At 59.3% G+C, this 18,173-nt stretch carries 29 protein-coding genes and 1 pseudogene; 12 read left to right on the top strand and 18 right to left on the bottom strand.

The features are described 5' to 3' along the window. Positions 1-73: 73 nt before the first annotated feature. From DVH29_RS11685 to DVH29_RS11650, 11 genes and pseudogenes are all read right to left on the bottom strand, one after another. Positions 74-1,063: a tyrosine-type recombinase/integrase gene (locus tag DVH29_RS11685; protein ID WP_114646363.1), complete on the bottom strand. Its 990-nt coding sequence runs from the start codon at positions 1,061-1,063 to the stop codon at positions 74-76. A gap of 14 nt (positions 1,064-1,077) precedes the next feature. Beyond that, positions 1,078-1,233, bottom strand: a pseudogene (locus DVH29_RS16735) (helix-turn-helix domain-containing protein); the annotation flags it as partial. Next, entirely contained in the window at positions 1,220-1,672 is a 453-nt protein-coding gene (locus DVH29_RS16420) for a hypothetical protein (protein ID WP_158541653.1), read from the bottom strand. The gene DVH29_RS16420 and the pseudogene DVH29_RS16735, both read right to left, overlap by 14 nt. Next, complete coding sequence (locus DVH29_RS11675; protein ID WP_114646361.1) at positions 1,669-1,935, bottom strand: hypothetical protein; 267 nt, start codon at positions 1,933-1,935, stop codon at positions 1,669-1,671. Before DVH29_RS11675 ends, DVH29_RS16420 begins: the two co-directional genes overlap by 4 nt. After that, entirely contained in the window at positions 1,932-2,141 is a 210-nt protein-coding gene (locus DVH29_RS11670; protein ID WP_114646360.1) for a hypothetical protein, read from the bottom strand. Before DVH29_RS11670 ends, DVH29_RS11675 begins: the two co-directional genes overlap by 4 nt. Next, positions 2,138-2,296: a hypothetical protein gene (locus DVH29_RS16415; RefSeq protein WP_158541652.1), complete on the bottom strand. Its 159-nt coding sequence runs from the start codon at positions 2,294-2,296 to the stop codon at positions 2,138-2,140. Before DVH29_RS16415 ends, DVH29_RS11670 begins: the two co-directional genes overlap by 4 nt. Continuing rightward, positions 2,293-2,520, bottom strand: a complete 228-nt coding sequence (locus DVH29_RS11665) for a hypothetical protein (RefSeq protein ID WP_147276077.1) — start codon at positions 2,518-2,520, stop codon at positions 2,293-2,295. The genes DVH29_RS16415 and DVH29_RS11665 overlap by 4 nt, the downstream gene beginning before the upstream one ends. Beyond that, entirely contained in the window at positions 2,517-2,678 is a 162-nt protein-coding gene (locus DVH29_RS16410; RefSeq protein ID WP_158541651.1) for a hypothetical protein, read from the bottom strand. Before DVH29_RS16410 ends, DVH29_RS11665 begins: the two co-directional genes overlap by 4 nt. Beyond that, positions 2,675-2,959, bottom strand: coding sequence for a hypothetical protein (locus DVH29_RS11660; RefSeq protein WP_114646358.1), 285 nt, complete (start codon positions 2,957-2,959; stop codon positions 2,675-2,677). Before DVH29_RS11660 ends, DVH29_RS16410 begins: the two co-directional genes overlap by 4 nt. Next, complete coding sequence (locus DVH29_RS11655; RefSeq protein WP_114646357.1) at positions 2,956-3,270, bottom strand: hypothetical protein; 315 nt, start codon at positions 3,268-3,270, stop codon at positions 2,956-2,958. Before DVH29_RS11655 ends, DVH29_RS11660 begins: the two co-directional genes overlap by 4 nt. Continuing rightward, the gene (locus DVH29_RS11650) at positions 3,267-3,887 is read right to left on the bottom strand and encodes a hypothetical protein (protein ID WP_147276076.1); all 621 of its coding nucleotides are present in this window, start codon (positions 3,885-3,887) and stop codon (positions 3,267-3,269) included. The genes DVH29_RS11655 and DVH29_RS11650 overlap by 4 nt, the downstream gene beginning before the upstream one ends. A 242-nt stretch (positions 3,888-4,129) precedes the next feature. Between DVH29_RS11650 and DVH29_RS11645 the strand changes: the two genes are divergently transcribed. The 3 genes from DVH29_RS11645 (at position 4,130) to DVH29_RS16220 (ending at position 5,400) form a co-directional block, all read left to right on the top strand. Then, a complete protein-coding gene (locus tag DVH29_RS11645; RefSeq protein ID WP_114646355.1) occupies positions 4,130-4,375 on the top strand; it encodes a hypothetical protein in 246 nt (81 codons plus the stop codon). A gap of 4 nt (positions 4,376-4,379) precedes the next feature. Then, positions 4,380-4,691: a hypothetical protein gene (locus tag DVH29_RS11640; RefSeq protein ID WP_114646354.1), complete on the top strand. Its 312-nt coding sequence runs from the start codon at positions 4,380-4,382 to the stop codon at positions 4,689-4,691. Between the two features lie 502 nt (positions 4,692-5,193). Further along, positions 5,194-5,400 (top strand): hypothetical protein, encoded by a 207-nt coding sequence (locus DVH29_RS16220; protein WP_147276075.1) that lies wholly within the window; start codon positions 5,194-5,196, stop codon positions 5,398-5,400. A gap of 62 nt (positions 5,401-5,462) precedes the next feature. Here the strand turns inward: DVH29_RS16220 and DVH29_RS11635 are convergent, their stop codons facing one another. The 5 genes from DVH29_RS11635 to DVH29_RS16615 form a co-directional block, all read right to left on the bottom strand. After that, a complete protein-coding gene (locus tag DVH29_RS11635) occupies positions 5,463-6,251 on the bottom strand; it encodes a DUF1828 domain-containing protein (RefSeq protein ID WP_114646353.1) in 789 nt (262 codons plus the stop codon). Beyond that, positions 6,245-6,763, bottom strand: a complete 519-nt coding sequence (locus DVH29_RS16215; protein ID WP_147276074.1) for a hypothetical protein — start codon at positions 6,761-6,763, stop codon at positions 6,245-6,247. Before DVH29_RS16215 ends, DVH29_RS11635 begins: the two co-directional genes overlap by 7 nt. 64 nt (positions 6,764-6,827) lie before the next feature. Continuing rightward, positions 6,828-7,154 carry a hypothetical protein gene (locus DVH29_RS11630; RefSeq protein ID WP_147276073.1) on the bottom strand — a complete coding sequence of 109 codons (327 nt, stop codon included), beginning with the start codon at positions 7,152-7,154 and terminating at the stop codon, positions 6,828-6,830. A gap of 141 nt (positions 7,155-7,295) precedes the next feature. Then, entirely contained in the window at positions 7,296-7,529 is a 234-nt protein-coding gene (locus DVH29_RS11625; protein ID WP_114646351.1) for a hypothetical protein, read from the bottom strand. Next, positions 7,526-8,215, bottom strand: a complete 690-nt coding sequence (locus DVH29_RS16615; RefSeq protein WP_245944964.1) for a S24 family peptidase — start codon at positions 8,213-8,215, stop codon at positions 7,526-7,528. Before DVH29_RS16615 ends, DVH29_RS11625 begins: the two co-directional genes overlap by 4 nt. 86 nt (positions 8,216-8,301) lie before the next feature. Here DVH29_RS16615 and DVH29_RS16210 point away from each other — a divergent pair, with 86 nt between their 5' ends. From DVH29_RS16210 to DVH29_RS11585, 8 genes are all read left to right on the top strand, one after another. Continuing rightward, on the top strand, positions 8,302-8,538 hold the full coding sequence (locus DVH29_RS16210; protein WP_147276072.1) for a hypothetical protein: 237 nt from the start codon (positions 8,302-8,304) through the stop codon (positions 8,536-8,538). Positions 8,539-8,606: 68 nt separating this feature from the next. Next, a complete protein-coding gene (locus tag DVH29_RS11615; RefSeq protein WP_114646349.1) occupies positions 8,607-8,843 on the top strand; it encodes a hypothetical protein in 237 nt (78 codons plus the stop codon). Next, on the top strand, positions 8,840-9,898 hold the full coding sequence (locus DVH29_RS11610) for a ParB/RepB/Spo0J family partition protein (protein WP_114646348.1): 1,059 nt from the start codon (positions 8,840-8,842) through the stop codon (positions 9,896-9,898). Before DVH29_RS11615 ends, DVH29_RS11610 begins: the two co-directional genes overlap by 4 nt. Beyond that, the gene (locus tag DVH29_RS11605) at positions 9,891-10,244 is read left to right on the top strand and encodes a hypothetical protein (protein ID WP_114646347.1); all 354 of its coding nucleotides are present in this window, start codon (positions 9,891-9,893) and stop codon (positions 10,242-10,244) included. Before DVH29_RS11610 ends, DVH29_RS11605 begins: the two co-directional genes overlap by 8 nt. Beyond that, on the top strand, positions 10,241-11,815 hold the full coding sequence (locus tag DVH29_RS11600; protein WP_114646346.1) for a DEAD/DEAH box helicase: 1,575 nt from the start codon (positions 10,241-10,243) through the stop codon (positions 11,813-11,815). The genes DVH29_RS11605 and DVH29_RS11600 overlap by 4 nt, the downstream gene beginning before the upstream one ends. Beyond that, the gene (locus tag DVH29_RS11595) at positions 11,812-12,735 is read left to right on the top strand and encodes a toprim domain-containing protein (protein ID WP_114646345.1); all 924 of its coding nucleotides are present in this window, start codon (positions 11,812-11,814) and stop codon (positions 12,733-12,735) included. The genes DVH29_RS11600 and DVH29_RS11595 overlap by 4 nt, the downstream gene beginning before the upstream one ends. Before the next feature lie 598 nt (positions 12,736-13,333). Further along, a complete protein-coding gene (locus tag DVH29_RS11590) occupies positions 13,334-13,888 on the top strand; it encodes a hypothetical protein (protein WP_114646344.1) in 555 nt (184 codons plus the stop codon). Beyond that, the gene (locus tag DVH29_RS11585; protein ID WP_114646343.1) at positions 13,885-14,664 is read left to right on the top strand and encodes a ParB N-terminal domain-containing protein; all 780 of its coding nucleotides are present in this window, start codon (positions 13,885-13,887) and stop codon (positions 14,662-14,664) included. The genes DVH29_RS11590 and DVH29_RS11585 overlap by 4 nt, the downstream gene beginning before the upstream one ends. A 27-nt stretch (positions 14,665-14,691) precedes the next feature. Here the strand turns inward: DVH29_RS11585 and DVH29_RS11580 are convergent, their stop codons facing one another. Next, positions 14,692-15,618, bottom strand: coding sequence for a manganese catalase family protein (locus tag DVH29_RS11580; protein ID WP_114646342.1), 927 nt, complete (start codon positions 15,616-15,618; stop codon positions 14,692-14,694). A gap of 185 nt (positions 15,619-15,803) precedes the next feature. On the opposite strand from DVH29_RS11580, the gene DVH29_RS11575 reads away from it, so the two are divergent. Beyond that, a complete protein-coding gene (locus tag DVH29_RS11575; protein WP_114646341.1) occupies positions 15,804-16,661 on the top strand; it encodes a hypothetical protein in 858 nt (285 codons plus the stop codon). Between the two features lie 964 nt (positions 16,662-17,625). On the opposite strand, the gene DVH29_RS16205 is transcribed toward DVH29_RS11575, so the two are convergent. Then, positions 17,626-17,892, bottom strand: a complete 267-nt coding sequence (locus DVH29_RS16205; RefSeq protein ID WP_147276071.1) for a hypothetical protein — start codon at positions 17,890-17,892, stop codon at positions 17,626-17,628. Between the last annotated feature and the right edge of the window lie 281 nt (positions 17,893-18,173).

The raw sequence follows: 18,173 nt of genomic DNA, 5'->3' as shown, positions 1-18,173 counted from the left end.
TGAATTTACTGATATTTTTTCATCGAGGGGCGGTTTGCAGACAGTGAACCGTGGTTCAATTGAACCAGTTGGGTCAGAATTCGAGGGCGGTGGCCGCCTTCTTGAGATATTTCGGAGAGTATCGGGCATAGACGCGATACGTAATTCGAGGGTCTGAGTGGCCCAGGAATTGCGCGATCTCGTCCATTGGAATTCCCTGCTCGGCCATCCACACAGCGGCGCTGTGGCGTAGATCATGTGGCGTGACATCTTCCAGGCCGGCCCGCTTCACTGCCGCGGCGAATCCCTTCTTGATGTTCAGCACTTTGCTGCCGGCATACTCGATCACATAGGGCGTCACCGCGCCCTTCTTTGCCTCGAGCAGTTCGGCTTTGACACGATCTGTCATGGGCACGAGGGCACGGCCCTTGCGGTTCCTTTCCCCCACGACTGCCAACCGGATTTGTTCCCGGTCGAAATCCACCCGGTCCCACGTCAACTGCAGGATCGCCGATTTGCGTCCGGCCGTCGACAATGCCAGCACCATGAACAGCCGTATGTGGGACATGCCGCATGAAGCGAGGAGCTTTGCAAACTCGGCACGCGTCAGATGACGATCGCGCGGTGGCGGCTGGCTCGGTGCTTCGAACACCGCGCCCTGGACGCCACGCCAATTGAGCGCCTGGCGGATGATGTTGATCTCTTTCAAGATCGTGCCATCTCCGGTGGGGCGTCCCCGAGCTTCTTCCCCTTCTTTTCTTCGGGCCTCGGCATATTCTCGGCAGACGTCGCGCGTGATCTGGTCGGGCCGCAGGTAGGAAAAATGCCATTTGGCCTTCTCCCATCCATATTTTAAGCGCTCGTGATCGGTGATCCGGCCCTCTTTTTCGGCAAGGTAGGCATCGACGATCTCGCCCACGAGGGAGCCCGGCGGCGCCGCCATCTCAACCTTGAGGTCGATCAGGCGTCGTTCGGCTTCCTCACGATCTTTGGTACGAAGGGAACGCCTCTGGGTGGCGCCACTTGGATCGTTCCATACGGCGTACCAGGTGCCCCGGTAGAGCTTGGTTCGGAGTTCGGACATTCGAAGTCTCTCACTGCGGTTGCTGGGATGCGGATCAACCGGCCCACCCGGAAGGCAGGAAGCTGACCCGCCGCTACCAAATCACGAATATGCTGCGGAGAGCAGTCCCAGCGCCGCGAAAGTGTTTCTGGGGTAAACGGGGGCTGATGGTCGGTATCAGGCTGGGTCATGTCTGGCCTCCCGCCTCTGGAATGCTTCGGGCCGACGCTCTTTCGCGATTGCCTTGAGCCGGTCGAACTCGACATCGCCCAGTTCCTCCCGCATCGTGTCGAGGATGGCTTGCGGCGCGGTGATTTCGTACGGTTTCTTCTCGCGAGGGAACGTGCCCGCGTGGACGTTGACGGCCTTGATGGCTGTCCGCATGTGGCCAATGGCGCCCTGCGCGCGGAGGCGCCAAACCTTGTCGATTGGCTTTCCGGTTTCGATGCGCTCCTTTTCCGCATTGTGCAGTTGGCCGACGACGCGGTTAACGTCCTTCTGGAGAAGGGCGACGGCTTGTGCGCATTCGGCCCGAGACGACAGGTCGCGGACACGCAGGCCCGGCGCGATCTCGATATCGAGTGCGGTGGTCGCAGGGTCGGTGATGTTTTGCTTGGTGGCATAAGTCATGCCGTCCCTCCCGCGATCAGGTCGTGGACCGGCTCGTCGATTTCCCATTCGCGACGGCACAACTCGGCCTCGCGGACGGCGTCCTGATAGTCAGATCCGGTCCACAGTCCCGTACGGCCCCCGTCCTGATCCACAAGGTCGATAAAGAACACGAAGGGGTCGCCGTCGTAGTGGGCGAAGCGCTCGCCATCGGCGTCAGTGATTCTGACGGACGTAACCCGGCCGCCGTCGATCTCGATGAACTTGGGCTTGATATTGGTCATTCGCCGGGCTCCGGCTCGTTATGGAGGCCGATAAGACGCTGGGCTTCGATCAGTTTGGCGCGGGCCTCGAAAAGCGTGTCTGCGGCGCGATCCACGTCCCGATCCAGTTCGGCATTGCCAAGGGCGAGCCAGACTGTGTTGACGATGGGGATGCCACGATTGAGGGCGTCACCGGCCTGTGTGACCTTGATGGGATCGTAGCTCATGCTGCCTTCCCTTCCGGCTTTCGGTATTCCGCCGCTAGATCATGCAGCCGCTGGGCGACTTCTTCGAGCTGATCGACTGGGAGGCGGCGCAGCAGCCGGGCAAACTCCGCGTCCAACTCCGCGCTTGTCATTTCCTCGATAGGTTTCGCGCTCATGCTGCGCCTCCCATTCCGGCGACGGCGTTGTCCGCGTGAGTAAGCAGCACGCCCAGCCTTTCGCGGGCGACGATGATCAATGACGTGGCCTCTTCGGCGCAGTTCTCGAACTGGACGTCGGAGCAAATTTCCAGCGACACCAGCAGGGCGCTGAGAATGAACAGTTCATGGCGCACATCGGAAGCGACGTCTTGAATTTGTCTATCGGTCGTAAAGGGGTTCATGCTGCCCTCCTGACGCGCCACTCTGGGCGCCGGTCGAAATCAAGGCTGATGGGGTTGAGGTCGTGGTCGGTCTCGATCTCCGCGTCGGGATTGCCGTCCATCTGGTCGAGCAGCGCGATAAGCCGCTCGATCTCGTCTTCGATCTGGCGGCGGGTCATGCTATTCCCCTCCCGCCTATGAGCGTGCGCCGGTAGTCCTCGAAGGATCGGGCGACGCCCTCGTTACCCTTCTCCCGAAGATCAGCGATCATCTCGAGGTGATTTTTGTCATCGGCCTTCTCGAACAGCTTCATCAATTCGAGAGCCTTGGACAGCTTCCGAAGCTCGGGCGATATTTCCGGTTCAGAAATCGCCGGTACAACCTCATGGGCTTGAACTGGTGCGCCAGCCGAGAGAAACCCGAGAAGCGTTAGGCCCTTGAGCGCGTCACGCCGCTTCATGCTGCGTCCCTCGTATCCTGGTTGAACGCGTCCAACAGGCGGCTGCGGGCAACATCAAGCTCCGCAGAGAGAGTGTCCGCCGCAGTTACAGCCTTGCTGGTGGCCCAAAGTAAAAGCTCGATCTCGCGCAGCGTAAAGCTGACCGCGACGGAACCGCCGGGCTCATCTCGGCGGCGGCGCTCGCTCAGCAGGATTTTCTCGATCTTGCCGTTGATCACGTCGCTCAGATGCCGAACCGTCTCCATGTTATCGATAATGCCGCCGACCTTGTCGAACTGGTCGGTGACGGTATCAACTGCCTCGGTGATCATGCCAATTCCTCCAGGTCCAGGTCCAAGGCCTCGCCGCCGCGGAAGGACGCCGGTCGCTTGACAGACGCGACAGCCTCAAGATGAGCCTCTATGTCGAAGTGCTTGTCGGCTAGGGTGTCAAACTCATAGAAGCTGGTGAACACCGTGACCTGAATAGCCAGACCGCGCGCCGTGGTCGGAACGAAGCCAAGCACTTTGGCTTCCGCGTCCCGAAATGCCTCATAGGAGGCGGTGTTCTCGGTATCGTTCTCCGCAAGTGCTAGAGCATCATATGCCGCTGCCCAATCTTGATAAGCAGCAATGATTTCCTCGTCCGCGCTCCCCGATGCTCGAACGGTGATGAATTGCCCTCCTTCCGACACGGCTTCCTGAACGATCAGGAAGTCTCGGCGTGCCATTTCGGCGGCTGTGTGAAGCGCAGCAGCGCGGTTGTGGTCTTCCAACGTACAGACGCGACCGCTTGTGTTGTAGTTGACCATCTTCCACGCTGCTTCCTCGATCAGAAACAAAAGCGCATCGATATTGATTGCGACCTTGTCGGCTTCCGCCATCAGATCGGCAATCGACTGGCCATCTGGTGAAGGGCAGACAAGTGGGGTATTGTCCTTGGTAGCCATATGAACCTCCAACGGTCGTTTGGTTGAAGCTCAGGCGGGTGTTAGCGCACCGCCTGAGCCGTTTTCGTCTAGTCGCCGGCCCTATCTCGGCGGCAAGACTTCAGTAACCATATCGGTTTTTAAACCGAAGTCAACCGTTATCGGTTAATTAACCTACATTGCCTCTTCTGCGATTTTTGGACTCGACTCCTCCGGAGTTCTCCGCCTTAATTAGAACATAACGAGAACACTGGAGGCAGGTGATGGTCACCTATTTTGTCGTTCAGACGTTTCAGAAGGGAAAGAAGGGGGTGCTGATCGCGGATCAGCCGAGGCAGGCCCGAGATGAGGCGCATTGCAAGTATCTTGCTGAGCGCCTGTCGCACAGCGTTCACGCCGCGGTGGCGTTCTCTCGGCGTGGCGAGCCGTCGACCGGCGATTGGGAGGATGCAGTGATCCTAGCGCAATATGGGCCGTTGCCGGATGAGCTCATGGAAATGGCGGGGTAGGGCGATGACGCAGGAAATTACGGAATTCGTTGTGATCGCGCCGGCCAGCATGGGCAAGGCGGCTGAGTATGCTGCCCCAAGGATCATAGAACGGCTCAGGAGATCATTTCCGGGCTACCTATTCCATCTGGAGCCCTATGGTCCGCTGGCGGAAGAGGAGGAGTTTGTCGTCCTGCCGATGATGGGAACGATTGGCGAGGGGGTTGCGCCGCTCGCGGCAGGCGAAACGCTAATGGATCGCTATCCGCCGAAATGGCTGCTCGAGGCTATGCAGGAAATGCTGAGGGAGTTCGAGCTAACGCCGGGGCTTCACTGACCCTCAGAGCGGAAGCCAATCGATGGCGAGGTAAACGCTAATCACTGTCACCACGACAGTGAGAGCCAAGGTAACCGATATCCTGGAAATGTAGCGGGTTCGCTGAAAGCCATCGGTTGGGCTCACCATACTCATACTCCACGCAACTACACCGGGACCATCAAACCATAGTGAACGGGGAGAGTCGACCGGCGGGCCTCACCATAGCCACATTCAGTTCCGAGCCTATGGCAACCCCTGTTGCGGCGGACCTCCAACGCGTGGGGTAGGGCCGGCCTGTCGAGAAGCCCCCAAGTATCGGCAGGTCGGCCCGTTAAAAAAGACCCCACCACAAAGGGCGGGGTAGGGAGGAAACGTCCATTATGACGCTGCCAAGCTTAGCCATTGAGCCCGAGAGGTAAAGGGCGGGGGGGCTTGAACTTTCGTTGGAGGCGATAAGCCCGTAAGGGGCGGACTGGGGTAGGGGGGCTGACAAACGGGATAGGTCGGTTATTCTGACTGGATGACCAGTCCAGCCCTTCCATACGCGATCAACCTTCTCGATGATGGATCAGTCGTCACGGCCGATGGCGAATACCTCGGGACATGGGATGCAGTGAACGATGCAATTTATGAGTTCACACCGGACGGCCAAGACCGGCCTGTGATAAGCGGCATCATCATTCCGTTCTTCTGCAAAGACATAGAGGCATGGCGCAATTCGCGCTGACAGCGCCCATCGGGCAAAAGAAAGGCTGCCGGAGCGGGGTGGGTTCTGCTTTGAGTGGGCGCTTAGTGAACCGTTGCGTGCCTGCCGACGATCTCAGTCACCATCCGCTTTAGCGCCTGCTGCGGTTCGTTTCTGAACCTTGGTACGGCATCTAGTCTATTGTCCGCCTGAACCCGGAGCGATGAAGTCACAGAGTTGTCTGTTTCGAGTACCGCCATGATCGAAAGCGGAACATGCGCCTCATGATCGGCCACCATCCTGAGATGGATGGCCTGCCAAACTTTCGGCTCTGATGTGACTATAAACAAAGCAACAGGGTCCCGGCCTTCAGGATAGAATGTAAGGTCAGGGATCACTTCTTTGATCGAGTCGGAAACAGGTTCGCCTTCGGTGTAGGGCACGTTACCGCTCAGTTCTCCCAGAAGGGCCTTTTTCACATCGTCAGTAAATGTGCTGGCCGCCCGCTCTGGAGTTAGCAGAAGCATGTCATTGAGCCGGAGCAGGAGTGCCGAAAAGTCGAGGATCGCTTTTGGCGCTTTTGCCTCACTCACGGCGTCGATGAACAACTCACCGTTCTCAGCGTCATAGGATGCCCCGTATTGATTGAGCAATTGCACGAATGCTTGCTGCCGGGTCGCGCTATCGAGCGTTGCACCCTCGGCCTCCAGATATGCGACGGTCATTGCATTGTCGATGATCCGATAGGGGCCGCCATCGTTGCCGAGAAGATAGATGCCGATTGGATCGCCAAGATGGTTGAGGTACGGCGTACTCACGGCCAAGCCGCCCGAAAAGGAGCTAACCTCTACGGACTGGCAGAATGCTTGACAGATATCTTTCTTGCTCACCATGATAGAGCGCCGTAGACGTAAAGTTCCTTGTCGTACTGGATGCCTAGCGCCTCGCAGGCTAAGGCAGTCGCGACATTATCCCCCATAACGTGCCCGGTGTTAAGGAATGTTTTCCTTCTATGGCCGGATTTGCTGTCGGGGATTCGCTTCATCTGCTTCGGTGAAGATATACCTGAAACCGTGTCCTCAAAATGGCCGCACACCGAATGTATGTGCCAGCCTGGATGGCTTTGGTGCCATTCCACGCGCAGGATTACCTTACAATCCCCGTCAGACTGTTCCGCAAGAACGGCGAAAAACTCCGGTATTTGCTGGTGGTAAGCGCAAAGTACGCGAAACGATCGGCTATGGCACTCGAACGTTATAACTTGCCAGCGATAGCGCCGGGTCAGCGGATAACGGCCGCCTGATTTCCTCGATAACGGAAAATCCTTGGCCTTTAATTTTTCGTCCGACCACGCGCCAATTTTTATCGCCGTCTTAGGACTGATCTTTACCTGCTGTAACCGCATATTTCCCCCATAGGTCTGTCTGCGGATTTACATCTCGCCGGAGCCTACCTCAAATGCTGCTCTATCATCTCTCCGGCGTGTAGATCGCCCATGTGCCGTCAGGCTCGCAGCGGGTGAGCACTTGCTGCTGATTTGATGAGTTCTGAATAGCGCCGGTACTGAAGAAGGCACCGCTGTGATAGCAGCCGGCAGACCATTGTTCGGTAGCAATCCAGTGGTAATCCGATGAACACTCCAGTACCGCGTTGCCGGCCTTAACCGTTGCGCCCGGTGAGAAGCTGGCACTGCCAAGCCAGCAGCGCGGCTGGGTATCTGTAGGAGGATGGATCTCCTGCGCCAGCGTCGGCATGGTCAGCGTCATAAACGCCGCCGCAATGATCAGTCGTTTCATGCCGTCTCCTGGCTTTGTGGTCACAACCGGAACCCATAGATTAACAGGAAAATCAGGATGACTGCCAATACGCAGAGCAGGCCCAAGAGCCCGATGATAATCCAGTCGCGTTCCTTCTGGTTCACGTGGCCTCCTTACTGATTACAGCTCCCGTTCGGTGAAGCGCTTCCCCTTGAGCGATGTCGGCAGCTCGGTCTCCAGCGCTTCATGCGTCTGCGCCGCAACTTCCAGCCAGGCAGACAGCTTCATCGGCACCTCCGCAAGCCCAACAGCATAGGCTTCCGTCAGGCTTTCATCACACCCCAGCGCTTCGGCCAGTGTCTCGTTGGTCCAGCGCAATATCTCAAGGCATTGGACGTAGCGTTCGGGGGTCATCGGCCGTCATACCTTCCAACCACTCTATGACACACCGGCCACTCCTGCCGGAACTCCTTGAAATCCATCGGTGGGTTGTATTGGCGCAAGGTCCATTCCTTGTCGGTCCAGTTCAGGAGGCGCTTCACCATTGCCTCGGCTTCGGCACCGTCAGGGGGGGTGTGATACAAGATCACATTCTTGTCTCGCGCTGGTGGCAGATGGGGATTGACCAGCGCCATATCGCCCTCATCGAAGGCTGGCACCATTGAATCGCCTTTGATAAGCAGGCCGTAGCCGCCCTTGACGTTCTCAAGCTCGGCGGGGCGCTTCACACGATCGATCTCATCAAAGGTAACGATGATGTGGCCTTCACCGCCCATCGCGGCAGCATAGACAGGCATGGTCCCGGTGCCGAGAAGTTCATGCCCCGGGATCAAGGAAGTCGTGGGCTTGGCCGGAGCAGGTGCTCCTTCCGGCGCCGGTCCGTCGCCGGTCAGAAGCCATGATGCCGTTGTTCCCAGAACGGGAGCAAGTGCATCGATCGTGCGCGAACTCACCCCGGCGTGTATGTCTCCGGCTTGAACCTTGCGGCGCATATTCCGAATGGCATCAAGTGAGAGATTGGCGCGTCGAGACGCTGCCGTCGCTGAAAGCCCCAGCGCATCCAGGCGAGATTCGATCCGGTCGAGAACATCTTTCAACATGGCGCCCATCCTATTGAATGGGTTTTAAAACCGCCATCGGTTAGAAGACCGTTGACATACTCGGTTAAATAACCGATAACGGCGCTATGCCCCATGTTTCACACATCATCGCGCTAGCCGATATCTGGCTCAAGGCAACGGGTCTTCGAGAAACGACCCTAAGCAACCGTTTGTTTGGAGAAAGCAAGAAGCTCGCCCTTTTACGCGGCGGTGCCGATCTGACGACCGGTCGCTATCGGTTGGCGGTGAGATGGTTCGCTGAGCACTGGCCTGATGGCGTGGAGTGGCCGGACATGGTGCCGGAGCCAAGTCGCGCCGCCTGACACGAATTTAACCGGGTCGGGCAGTCGAAGTGAGATCCGCGCCAGACCCCAGACATCGAGGATGAAAAATGCGTGACGAGATCACGACCGGCGAAGCTGCGCCGAAAATCATAGCGCCACGTGAGGCCAGGGCGATGGAACTCAGGGCGGCACTTGTGCAGTTCATCGATGCGTGCGCTGACGCTCCTGGGCCGAACGGCGGCCTGCGTCATATCAGCGTGTTTGCCAAAAGCACCTTTTCCAAGTTGGAATTGCGCCGCGCCCTCAACCGGTTCTGCGATGCGAGCGGGGTCGCGCGGCTATGATCAAGTCTCGGCAGATCACGATTGTTCCTTTGGCCGATATCGTCCTCGACGAGGGACCGCGTCCTATTGAGCCTGATGCGGTTTCGCGATTGGCGCGATCGATGTCGGAAATCGGGATGCATACTCCGGTTGTCGTGACGTTCGAGCGGTTCGATACGGACGAACGAGGTCGCAACGACCGGCTCATCTATCGTGTGGTCACTGGCCGCCACCGCATCGCCGCCGCTCGCACACTAGGCTGGACGGAAATCGAAACCATCCGGTTCGAAGAAAACGGGGCGATCCCGGAATTTGGCGATATCGATGTGCTGACCGAAATGTGGGCCCTCGCGGAGAACCTGCATCGGGCGGGCCTGACGAAGCAGCAACGGGACGAACAAATCCGGCGATACGCGGAATTGATCGAATTGCGCGAGCATCAATCGCCGCAAATTGACGCGATTGAAAGTCAGAGGGAGGACGGAAAGGGACACAGACCGAAAGGCGTGGCCTCCAAGGTTGCCGATGAAACGGGTCTCTCCAAATCCACCGTCGAGCGCGCCCTGAACCCTGAGCGTGTCGCCGCCGAAAAGGAGCGGCGAGAGGCGGAGAAGGCACAGCGTCAGGACGAAAGAGCCGAGTTCGACCGCCAGCGCGAAGCGAACCAAGAAAACCTGCCCGACCACCTCAAGGCCTACAATGCGCGGAAGGTTGAGCGTATCGCGGCGCGCGGCGCCACCAAGGCTGACGACGCCGAACGGATCGAATTCCTCTTGGCCGAGAACGACGAACTGCGCGAAGCCAACGCCTCGCTCGAAGCCGAGGTCGCCGCGTTCAAGGTCGACAACGCCAAATGGCAGGAGATGAAGGTCCAGTTCGAGCGGGGCGGGTTCGAGAAGGTCATCGCCGACAAGGACGAAGAAATCCGCGTCCTTCAAACCCGGCTCGAAACCGAGAGTGCGGACAAGGTCAGTTGGATGAAATCGGCCAAGTTCTGGAAGACCGAAGCCGAGAAGCTGGGGTATGGCGATGACGATGTGATCCCGCTCGCGCCGAGAGGCGGTGGCAATGGCTGATGCTGCCGCCATCCTCGATCGCATCCGGTCATTCGGTGCCAACGTCGTGCTCGACGGCGACCAGCTGCGTTTGATCAATAGCCGCAAGCTGCCCGCCGAGGCTCGGGCCTTTCTCGCGCAACATCGGGAGGCCATCGGAGACCTCCTCCGGCGCGATCGCGAGGCATCGTTCGAGGAGCGAGCGGCAATCGTCGAATTCGATGCCGGCGCTCCTCGCGAGTGGGCCGAAGCCTTTGCCCGATTTCTCACGCGCACAAAGCCCGCCCACGTCTCCGAAATTGAATGGTCGTGGTTCCTCGGCACGTGCGGCCGCATGATCGATGAAGCTCCCAAGGTGGCGGCATGATGCTGTTCAAGCCCAAGCAGATCGAACTGCGACCCTATCAGGAAGATGGGATCGAGAGCCTGCGCGATGGGGTGAGGCAGGGCAGGCGCCGGCAGGTGTTTGTCTCGCCAACCGGCTCGGGAAAGACGGAAACCGCCATCAAGCTGATCCTGGAAGCGATCGCGAAGGGTTCCCGCATCTGGTTCATCGTCGACCGGGTGACGCTTGTCGACCAGACGATGGAGAGATTTGACCCCTACGGAATTGAGTATGGGGTCATGCAGGCTGATCACTGGCTGACGGATTCCAGCAAGAAGGTGCAGATCGTCAGCGCCCAGACGCTCGGTCGGCGCTCGGTCCGGGATCTACCGGACCTCATCATCTGGGACGAATGCCACTCGCGCTACAAGTCGGTCACGGATCTGATCGAGCGCGCCGCGGCCGCCAAAGCGATTGGGCTGACGGCCACGCCATTTACAGCCGGCATGGCGGAGCAATGGGACGGGCTGGTCAACTCGATCACCGTCAACGCGCTTATCAAACAGGGGTATCTCGCGCCCCTTAAGATCAAGGCTTGCGTCTCGCCCGACATGAAGGGCGCAAAGAAAAAGTTTAGCGGCGAGTACGAGGAGGAAGAGGCCGGGCAGCGCGGCATCACGATCATTGGTGACGTGGTTCAGACCTGGATCGCGCAGACCGCCAAACATTTCGGCGGGCCCGTCAAGACGATCGTATTTTCTCCGTCGGTCAAGCACGGCGCTGAGCTTTGCCGGCAGTTCGCCCAGGCCGGGTACAATTTCCAGCAGATCAGCTATCTCGATAACGGCACCACCGACCGCAAGGACAAGATTGCGGAGTTCCGCAAGCCCGACAGCGCCATTGACGGCCTGGTGTCGTGTGAGGTGTTGACGAAGGGCTTCGACGTCCCTGACGTGCTCTGTGGCATTTCCTGCCGCCCGTATCGCAAATCCTTTTCCAGTCACATTCAGGAGATGGGGCGCGTCATGCGGATCGCGCCCGGCAAGGAATTCGGCCTGTGGCTCGATCATTCGGGCAACTGCATATCCTTCGCCGACGACACGGCCTGGCTCTACGAATATGGCGTCGACAGCCTCTCGAACGCACAAGCGAAGGACAGCGAGGTTCGCGAGCCATCCGAAAAGATTAAGCGTGAACGGTTCTGTGGAGAGTGCGGCACCCAGATGGAGCCAGCTGCGGATCGTTGCGAATGCGGATGGGAGCGGCCGGCGCGCGGCGAAATCCAGACCGTCGCCGGCGAACTGATCGACTTTGAGCATTCGACAAAAAGCGCCTTTCAGCCCCGGAAGGGCTTGCGCGCAGATTGCCTCAAAGACCCGCGCAGGATCTGGAACGCGGCGTTGACCTATTGCTTCGCGAATTCTCGCAAGGGCCCGGAGGCCGCGCGGAAGTGGGCCTACGGAATTTGGGTTGGCATCTATCCGGGATGCAAGCTCCCGCATGGACTTTTCGACATGAAGCACGAGGCCCAGAAGGTCTCGGTTGATGACTATGGGCTGGTTGAGCGCGAGGTGAAACGCTTCCGGAAGCAAAATCGGAGGCATGCAGCATGACTTTGGAAGAGGCCATTGTTGAAGCCTGCTCGTCGGTGGGCGTGGTGCCCCCAAAAGGGCGGATCACCATGAGGCGATGGGTGCAGGCCGATACCACGGCCAAAAACGGCAAGGGTGATGGCCGGCTGATCTGTGATGAGGATCGCGTTACCTGCGTCAACTGGCAGACAGGGGACAAAGCGACGGTCTGGGTGAAATCCGAATTCACCCCGGCCGAAAAGAAGCGTTTCGCAGAGCGCCGAGCCAGGGACCGGCGCGATGATCGCGAGAGGGCGGCGCGAGCGGCTTCAATCGCAGCCCTGATCATCAGGGCTGCAAAATTCGACACGCATGGCTATCTCGCGGCCAAGGGGTTTCCTTCGGGAAAAGCGCTCGTTGCCTCCGCCGAAATTATCGGGGCCCTTGGTGGTGAATATCTTGTCCCTGCTGGCGGCCGATCGGCGATTGTGGTGCCGGCCCAGATCGGCAAGCGCATTTCGAGCGTACAACTGATCTGGGAGGACGGGACCAAAAAATTCCTGTTCGGCGGCGAAATGTCCGGGGCCTTTCATACGGTCGCCTCGGGAAGAGTTACGTGGATATGCGAGGGCTATGCGACCGCGCTGACGGTTTGCGCGGCCCTGCGCGGGCTCAATCGCCACGATGCCGTGCTGGTCGGGTTCTCAGCTTCCAATATCGTGAAGGTGGCGCGCGCCATTTCTGGACGCTGTTTTATTGCGGCCGACCACGACGCCCCGCCCAAGGTCAAGCCGGAGCAGTTCGGCGGGCTGGGGGCAGGGGAATATTTCGCCCGGCAGGCCGAAAGGCCCTACACCATTCCGCCTGAGATGGGCGACGACTTCAACGACATGCACCAGTCGGAGGGCATCTTTGCCGTTCAGCGTGTCTTGTCCAAGCTGATCCGGGAGGCGCGGCCATGAGCTGATCCCCGACCGCCCGCAACGGGAGCCGGTAGCGCGACAGCGGTGAACGGCAGGCCATAGCGGACCCGAACCCTCCGGGACGTGGCAGGCAGAATGCCACGAGGAAGCTGAAAGGCATGGCGGAATGGAACGCCGCCAACCCGATCGCCTGAAAGGATCGGCCATAGCTGCTTAAGAGAGTCGAAGCCCTCGCAAGGGGTGACATGGCCATAATGCGGGTCGAGACCGCGGCCGGACGCAGCAAGAGGGGCACTGCTTTACCCGTTCCCGCACTAGATCCCGGATAATGCCGGGGACGCGCAACCCTGTCGGTCGGATGGCTGGTTGCGAGTGCCGCTGGGAGGCTTCGGCCTGCGAGCGCCGTTCATGCGTAGTCAAAGCCCGCCGCTACGCGCCCTTAAGCAAGGACAAACGGTATCCGACTGCGTCGATAGTCCCGACCGAGAGGTCTTATCGATCATTGCGCCCAGTCCGCTGGGCGTAGTGTGTCTCCTGACACCTTCCCTCAAGGTCTTAACCCGTTGGAGGAAGTGCTATTAGGCGGGTGATGCAGTGCCCTAAAGGTTAGGAAAAGCGAAAAAGACGGAGATTGCAAATGACAGGTAAACCTTGGAAATCCCAATCGGGAGGCCCGCAGTTGGAGGCCTATGTAGGCGCCTTTGGCATCAAAACTGGCCAATTCGCAACCACAGAAAATCTGATCGCTGCTGCAGCGCAGCTTTTCGATGTGCCCGTCCAGGCGACGTGTAGCGAGATGGCGGACGCCCTGACGGCGCTTGGTCGGAAAGGCCGTTCGGAGCGTGCCCATAGAAACGCGGCGACCGTTACTTCGCAAGCGACCGCCAGTCAGCCGGCTGACATCACGATCCGAGCAATCGCAAAGATGATGCAGGGCAGTTCCTCGCAGATGGTAGATGGGCGACCGTTCGGTATCGATGGAGAAATCGACATCGATCCTGCGAAGCTCCTGCGCAAGGTTGTTTCAGCAGTGATCGCATCGGGGCATCAGGATATCTTGTGGGAATTCCCCGATGTATTGGCGTTTTTCAATGCCCGCATCCCGACCCAGGAAGAGGTGTCTGACCTCCATAATGTCGATCCGATGATGCTCGCCAAAGTGCGCAATAAATCCGAAGGAGGTGCATCATGACCGAGACACTTCATCGAGACCCCGGGCCTCTGCCCGACCTGGACTGGATCGACGTGAGCCTTATTGACGTCGACCCGACCTATCAACGCGGGATCGACGAGAACCGAGTTCAGAAAATCCTCGATTGGTTCTCCTGGCGCAGTTTCGGCGCGCTGACCCTCTCCAAGATCGAGGGCGGGCGGTATCACGCCATCGATGGCCAGCACCGCCTTGAGGCGGCGAAGCGCCATCCCAGCGTCACGCTGGTGCCCTGCACGATCATCGAGGCCGGAGGTACCGTTGCCGAGGCTGAAACGTTTGTCACGGTCAACGCCAACCGCAAGAACGTCTCACCCCTCGAAATGTATTGGGCCGAATTGGCCGCGGACGATCCTGAGGCTCTGACCATTGCCCAGGTCACGAACAGGGCCGGCGTCACGATCATGCGTCATCCCGGCGCGCAGTACGAGCCGGGCCAAACCGTGGCCGTCAGCGCGATCCGCTCGCTCGTCGACAAGCGCGGCGCCATGCGGGCACGGCAAATCCTTGAGGTTCTGGCGAAAGCCGAACTCGCACCGATCAAGGGCGAGCATGTTCGGGCAGCGGAAATCCTGATGACCGATGACGAGTTCCGGCACAGTGTCGAGCCCGACGCGCTATCGGAGGCGCTGAGCGGCAATGGCGAGGAATTCAGCATCGAGGCCAAGGCATTTGCCAAGACCCACCGCATGCCGGTCGGTCGAGCGCTCGCCTCGGTGTGGTTCAGGAAGACGCGGAAAAAGAGGAAAGCGGCCTAATCCTGGAAGGGAGGGCCGCCAACATGCTCACAACGACTTCTTGTAGAGCTTCGCCGCGATCTCGTAAAACTCCTCTGGTGCGTAGTCGGGCGTGAATGCAGAAGGTACGCCAGCCAGTTGATGTATTTTGCCGCCGTCCGGCATTCCTTCGACAACCTCTAGCGGTCCTGGAGGGTCATCAGGCAGCGCGACCTCATCATTTGACCAGATGCCGGCGATTTCGGCATAGTCAGTCTCGCTCCATGTGTAGAGCCGGCGATGCGAGCCTTCATCCAGGTATTTTTGACATTCCGGTATCTTCGCAAGCGGGATATTCGGCGTCGGCAGCATCTTTTCGATTTCCACGCCGGTCAGCTTCTTGATCGCCAGCGCATAGGAGTGGGCATGCACCGAGCCGCGAACGAGGAGATATCCGCAAACCTCGCGGCCGGTCGGATCGCTAAGGGTCTCGTAGACCCGCATCTTGTGGATGCGCGCCCCGCATTCGAGATGAAAATTGTGCAGCAGATCGAAGAGGACGTTACCCGTCGTGGTCACACAGTCATTGCTCCAGGATACGCCGTTTGAATTGACGGGCGTCGCGCCGCCGCCATTCGACAGGAACGCCGAAGCGAGCCGGATATCCTGCATCGCCTCGAATGGCGATTTGGAGATGTCGCCCCCGTCTCCCTCATCCTGGCCGGGCTTTTCCGGTCCGTTGTTGAGCATGGCAACGCCGTTGGCTACCAGTTCAACATGGGCCAGTTCCTCGGCGGTGATCGAAGCGACCAAGCTATAGAATGGGCGCAGCTTATCCTTGCTTCGGAAGTTGAAGCTCTGAAACATATAGTTTCCGAGCGTCGACATTTCGCCGTACTTGCCCCCGAGCAATTCCTGCAAGGCAGCCGCTGCATTTGGATCCTGCTTTTTGGGAGGCGGCAGGTCGGTTATCAGTCGGTCCACACGCATGAACATGGTCGCTAAACTCCTTTGTTGGAACACCGGAACGGCGGAGACCAGACCGCGTTCCCGAGCGCCAGGGGTCGATAACCTGCGATTGTTCGCGGATTCGCTTTGCGCTTGATCCGTTAAGTCGAATGCTCCATATTGTTGTTCTCACTTCGACTGCCCGACCTCTCATTCAACCGAGAGGTCGATCTATGTCTAAGCCCCGTTCGGGCCCCAAGACCAAGCCGCTCACCTATGAGCAGGCCCTTGCCGCCCTCCCCGCTGCCCAGGCGGCGCTGAGCGCGGCTGTAACCGAGCATTCCCCAGAATACATGCTGGCCATGGATCACTTGCGCCAGCTTTACGACGCGATGGCGCGAGAGGCTGCCCAGCGCGAGCTGGCCCGCCGCCGATACAACGAGCTCGTCTCTATCGTCAACAAAGGCACGGGCGACGACAAGAAGGTCATCGCCAGCCGCCTGACGGACGATCCGAGTGTCACCAAGGGACTGCTGGAGGCGGTGGCCAATGGCGAGGTTCAGACCAAGCACCAGGAGCGCAAGTTCACGCCGCACAACATGGTCATCCTGATCGGCGGGCTGGCACGGGTGAAGGCGAGGACCGAGGCCCAGACGCTCGCCGCCATCCGGTACGGCAACCTGTTTGACCGCGCCCAGATCGGTGGCGCCCGCGCGACGGACTATGAACAGGTCAAGGTCGATACCTCGGGCCCGAAGCAAGATCAGATCAGCGGCGCCCAGGACGATGCGCGGCGCGAACTGACCAATGCCCGCAAAGCCCTCGGGACACGGTCGGCCGGCATCGTCGACATGGTGGTGATTGGCGGCGCCTCCATTCGCAAGCTCGCGGCCAAGCTCGAATATGGCGAGAGCGGCAAGGCCCGGCGCAAGGCTGAGGCGGACCTGCTGGCGGCGGTCGAGGAACTTGTCGTGTTCTTCAAACTCGACCCGCCAGCCAAGACCCGGCCACACCGCTGGAGCGACGGAAGCAAGGTCGAGATCGTTCGTGACGAGGATGGAAATCCGGTGCAAACCGAGGAGGCGGCATAGGCTGGCCCCCCGCTGGCCCCCCTTGCGAAGGGGGCCAAATCATAGTAGTGATCAGATATTGGTGGTCAATGTGACTATAGATTAAGGCTCGCTTCGGTGGGCCTTTTTGCTTCATCGAGATGCGGGACACTGTCAACGTGCCTATCTCGCGTATCAGACCAACGGCCGATCAATGCCCCGCATTGAGAGCAGTGGATTTCGATGCCGGGCACCAGTTCGCTTCCGATCAGTTCATTGTCGGATAGGCATTCAGGGCAGGTGGCCACTCGGTCAGACAAGATCGCATGGGGCATAACGTTTCCTTCCGTGGTTACGGCGAAAGTTAACCTCTTGTCGGGTCTCAATCTCTCAGTGCCAGCCCGCCGCATCGGCTGGCGCTGAGTGAGCGTAGTCCTAAATTGTGGCGATAGCGAATCTTGCCGTCTAGGCATGTTGGCCGGCAATTCAGTTTGGGGAACGCGAGTAGTCCGAACCTGACCGTAGGGCGAAAGCGGCGCGTAGGGGTTTCGTGCAGGTCGAGAGACGCAATACGCTGCCCCCAATTCAATCGATTTGCGACGAGTGGAAGCCGTAGTGACCCGAAAGGGCAATGCGACAGACCCGGTCGCAATCTCCATTGCAGGCCCAGAACCTGCGATACTCCCGGTACAGGCGCTTCCGACAAGCTGGCCGGGTAAGCGATTCTCGGAGCGTCCGGGGCAGAGTAGGGAGACGGTCCCTTAGATGCCTGAGGCGGACGACAGGCGGTCAGTAGGCAGGAGGGCTCGACGGAGCGGACCAGCCAAATACCGCGCCTCACGACACCACGGGGTAACTGGTGGCAAGCACGCAGCGGGGCAAGGCCCTGCCGTCATGATGCATCAGCATCGGGGTTCGCGGGCACCTGGCAACAGAAGCCCCGCATCAGTTTCAGCGGCGTAGAGCCACATCGGGCGCCAGGCTTCGCCAATTGGCGTATGCTCATCTAGTGGGGGGATTTGGGAAGGCCCTCAACTTCTCTGATGTCCTCAGTAGCCAGGATTTCTGCCAGCTTGGCGATGGCTTCCGGCGGAGCGCGCTTGAGCGATTGCGTGATCGAATATCGGGTTGTTCCCTCAGAGGAAGTTCCAGAAGCTGTTATCAGCCAAGTGTGCTCCACATATGCGGCTTCGCCCTTTACTCGGCATAAGGTCCACCAGTGCTCGCTTTCCTCTGGCGAGTCCGTGGCGTGGTAATGCAGCGTCCAGCGCATGCCTGGCCCTCCAAACCAATTGAGTAGCATGCCCCGCAAGCCCCCATCCCGCAAGCCCGCTGCTCAGCAGAGCAGGCAAGCCCAGCAGCGCGCCTATGACCGCAAGCGCGATCAGCAGGAGTGACATGGCCCGCCTCAAGACCATCAGGCCGATGGTAGCAACGCTCAAGCCGCGTATCGCCTCCATGCGAGAAACAAGAGACATGTCAACGGCGGGGTAAAAGTCGGCCATTGGGCGGCGCAAAACCAGGCCACTTGATGTTGGGGGTATCGAGCGCCGG

The sequence above is a fragment of the Pelagibacterium lacus genome (genome assembly GCF_003345525.1).
GTDB lineage: Bacteria > Pseudomonadota > Alphaproteobacteria > Rhizobiales > Devosiaceae > Pelagibacterium > Pelagibacterium lacus.
Note: the sequence above shows the minus strand (reverse complement) of the source record. Positions and strands in the feature narration are given on the sequence as shown.